Source organism: Mesorhizobium sp. M7A.F.Ca.AU.002.02.1.1, assembly GCF_003998535.1.
GTDB classification, from domain to species: Bacteria; Pseudomonadota; Alphaproteobacteria; order Rhizobiales; family Rhizobiaceae; genus Mesorhizobium; species Mesorhizobium ciceri.
The window spans coordinates 1-2,849 of the sequence record NZ_RZPB01000763.1; the positions used below are offsets into that span (position 1 = coordinate 1).

The 2,849-nt window shown below is 63.1% G+C and carries 3 protein-coding genes; 2 read left to right on the forward strand and 1 reads right to left on the reverse strand.

The genetic code is table 11. From position 1 onward, the window contains the following. Window positions 1–390: DUF6481 family protein (locus EN879_RS30840; protein WP_127274477.1), on the reverse strand; the 390-nt coding region annotated here is incomplete at its 3' end. Window positions 391–668: 278 nt separating this feature from the next. Between EN879_RS30840 and EN879_RS30845 the strand changes: the two genes are divergently transcribed. Both EN879_RS30845 and EN879_RS30850 read left to right on the forward strand, forming a co-directional pair. Then, window positions 669–1,730, forward strand: coding sequence for an LLM class flavin-dependent oxidoreductase (locus EN879_RS30845; protein ID WP_127274478.1), 1,062 nt, complete (start codon window positions 669–671; stop codon window positions 1,728–1,730). A 117-nt stretch (window positions 1,731–1,847) separates the two neighbouring features. Then, the coding region (locus EN879_RS30850) for an AI-2E family transporter (RefSeq protein WP_164774687.1) at window positions 1,848–2,849 on the forward strand (1,002 nt) is incomplete at its 3' end.

Sequence of the window (2,849 nt, forward strand, 5' to 3'; positions counted from 1 at the left end):
CTGCTTGCGTGCCGCATAACGCGCGTCACGCTTGGCCTTGCGTTCGGCTTCGTCGGCCAGAAGACGGGCGATGCGCTCGTTCTCTTCGGATTCCCGAATCTTGGCCTCGGCCTGTGCAGCTTCCTCGGCGGCGATACGTGCCGCTTCGGCTGCTGCCTCGCGCTCGGCCTTCTCGACCGCTTCGCGTGCCAGCTTCTCCTGCTTCAGCCGGGCCTTTTCGGCCTCGCGGATTTCGCGGGCCGCAAGGATAGCCTTGCGTTCAGCCTGCCGCGCCAGCACTGCGGGATCATCCGCCGCCGGCTTTGCCTTGAAGCGCTCGAGGAGCGCCTTCTTTGCCTCGTTTGCGGCATTGCGCCGCTCGAAAACGTCTTTTTCCCTGTAGATAGCCAAGTCCACTTCCCTGAAGTCAATTCGCGACGCTTACATACGCGCGAAAACCGAGAGTTCAAGCGCCAAAACGGCATGGCAGCCATGAAATTGTCGGCTGTTGCACTCGGGAGACGCCTTTGGAGCAATTCCAGGAAAAGTGTGAAGCGGTTTTCCGTCCGGAATGGCGACGAAGAGATAGAGCCGAAACCGACATGCACTGTTCACCGTCCGCCCCACTGGCGGCGCGGCTGAGGCGTCGCTACGTCTAACCCGAAAACCCAACACCAGGATGACATCAAATGGAACTCGGTCTCTACACATTCGCCGACGTCAGCCCGCAGCCGGGCCCCGGTGCCATCGGCCCGCATGAGCGGCTGCGCAACCTGATCGAGGAGATCGAGCTGGCCGACCAGGTCGGCCTCGACGTCTTCGGCCTCGGCGAGCATCACCGGCCCGACTATGCCGCCTCCGCACCGGTCGTGGCCCTGGCCGCGGCGGCCGAGCGTTCGAAGCGCATCAAGCTGACCAGCGCGGTCACCGTTCTGTCTTCCGATGACCCGGTGCGCGTTTTCCAGCAATTTGCCACGCTCGATCTTCTGTCGGGCGGCCGCGCCGAGATCATGGCCGGGCGCGGCTCGTTCATCGAATCCTTCCCGCTGTTCGGTTTCAACCTCGAGGATTATGACGAGCTGTTCGCCGAAAAACTCGATCTGCTGCTTGCCATCCGCGACAGCGTGAAGGTCACCTGGTCGGGCAATCTGCGTGCGCCGATCAACGATCGCGGCGTTTATCCCCGGCCCTTCCAGGACAGGCTACCGGTCTGGATCGCCATTGGCGGCACGCCGCAGTCTGCCGCCCGCGCTGGCGCGCTCGGCCTGCCGCTGGCGCTCGCCATCATTGGCGGCGAGCCGGCGCGTTTCGCGCCGCTGTTCGATCTCTACCGCGAAGCCGCCAAGCGCGCCGGCAGTGATCCGGCGGGCCTTGCCACCAGCATCAACGTGCACGGCTTCATCGCCGAGACGACCGAGCAGGCGGCGGACGATTTCTACGGCCCGCAGGCGGAAGTGATGAATCGCATCGGCCGCGAGCGCGGCTGGGGTCCGACCTCGCGGGCGCATTTCGACCAGTCGCGCGGCCCCACAGGCGCCCTGTTCGTCGGCAGTCCCGAGCAAGCGGCTGAAAAGATCGTCGCCCAGCACAAGATCCTCGGCAATGACCGCTTCCTGCTGCAGATGGCGATCGGCACCATGCCGCACGCCAAGATCATGAAGGCGATCGAACTCTACGGCACCAGGGTGGCGCCGATCGTGCGCAAGGAAACAGCCAAGCCCGCCACAGCCGTCACGTCGCCGGCAGCCTGACCCGGAGCCGGCGCGAGCGGCCTCAATCCCGAAGCCGGCTCATGGAACCCTCGCCCGTAACTCTGCGTTTCATGGAGGCGATTGCCGTGCGAAGGGGCGCCGGCTTGAGGGGTGACCATGAAAACCGAACCCACAGCCTGGGGACAGGACGTTTCCGATGAACCGGATTCGCGCGTCGCGGCTCGCGCCGACACGCGTCTGATGCGCTCGTTGCTGATCGGCATCTTTCTCTTCATGGCCATCTACGCGCTCTATTTCGCCCGCGCCTTTTTCATGCCAGTGCTTCTGGCTTTCCTGCTGGCGCTGACGCTGACGCCGATCGTCCGGCTGCTGCGCAAGCACGGTATCCCGGAAGTGATCTCGGCAACCCTTCTGGTGCTGTTGTCCCTTTGTGTGTTCGCCACCGCCGGCTATCTGCTCAGTGGCCCGATCATCGATCTTATCAACAACACCTCGTCGATCGGCCAGAAGCTCACCGAACGGTTGGCGCAATTGCGACAGCCGCTCGAGAAGATCATGCAGATTTCGCATCAGATCGAACAACTGACCGAGACCTCGCAGGAGTCCGGTATTCAGAAGGTGGCGGTGGCGCAGTCCGGCATCCTGTCGGCGGCCGCCAGCAACATCCTGTCGGCGGGAACAGGCCTCACCATTATCTTCGTGCTGTCGCTGTTCCTGCTCGCCTCCGGCACGATGTTTTATGAAAAGATCATCCAGTCCTTCGCCAGCCTCAGCGAAAAGAAGCGGGCGCTGCGCGTCGTCTATGACGTCGAACGCGAAATCTCGCACTATCTGCTCACCGTCACCATCATCAATGCCGGCCTCGGCACGGTCATCGCTCTCGGTCTTTGGGCGCTCGGCGTGCCCAATCCGCTGGTCTGGGGCGTTGCTGCCGCCCTGCTCAATTTCCTGCCCTATGTCGGAGCACTGATCACCATCGTGCTTGTCACGGTCATGGCGTTGATCAGCTTCGATACCATCTTCTACGCGCTTCTGGCGCCGGCCTTCGTGATCTTGTGCGACATCGTCGAAGGCCAGTTCGTGACGCCGATGGTGGTCGGCAGGCGCCTCGAGATCAACGCCGTGGCGATCTTTATCGCCATCGCCTTCTGGTCATGG

Excerpts from the sequence above, each read along its gene's own strand:
- EN879_RS30845 (WP_127274478.1), top strand. The coding sequence starts at position 669 with ATGGAACTCGGTCTCTACACATTCGCCGACGTCAGCCCGCAGCCGGGC.